Origin of the sequence: Paraburkholderia sp. SIMBA_030, assembly GCF_046535245.1 — a bacterium.
In the GTDB taxonomy this organism is placed as follows: domain Bacteria; phylum Pseudomonadota; class Gammaproteobacteria; order Burkholderiales; family Burkholderiaceae; genus Paraburkholderia.
The window spans coordinates 1-258 of sequence record NZ_JAWRXB010000953.1 but is presented as its reverse complement, the minus strand read 5'-3'; the positions used below and the strand labels follow the sequence as shown (position 1 = coordinate 258).

The 258-nt window shown below is 65.9% G+C and carries 1 pseudogene; it reads left to right on the top strand.

From position 1 onward, the window contains the following. A pseudogene (locus tag SB772_RS42840) lies at positions 1–258 on the top strand (xanthine dehydrogenase family protein molybdopterin-binding subunit); the annotation flags it as partial.

The following is a 258-nucleotide window of genomic DNA, read 5'->3' as shown; positions in this document are numbered from 1 at the left end:
GGCGTGGTCAGGATCGTGCGCAACGGCAGCATGCTGGCCGTCGTGGCGAAAGGCGAATGGCAAGCCGTCCAGGCGCAACGTGTGCTCTCGGCCGGAAGCGTCTGGACGAATGGCCGCGCGCTGCCCGATCCGCATACGGTGCATCGCGACCTGAAAGTCATCGCGACGGAGCCCATCAAGATCGCGGATCACCACGCGCCCATGCCGCCCGCCGTCAAGACGCTCAGCGCGCAGTTCACGAAGCGCTACATGATGCAC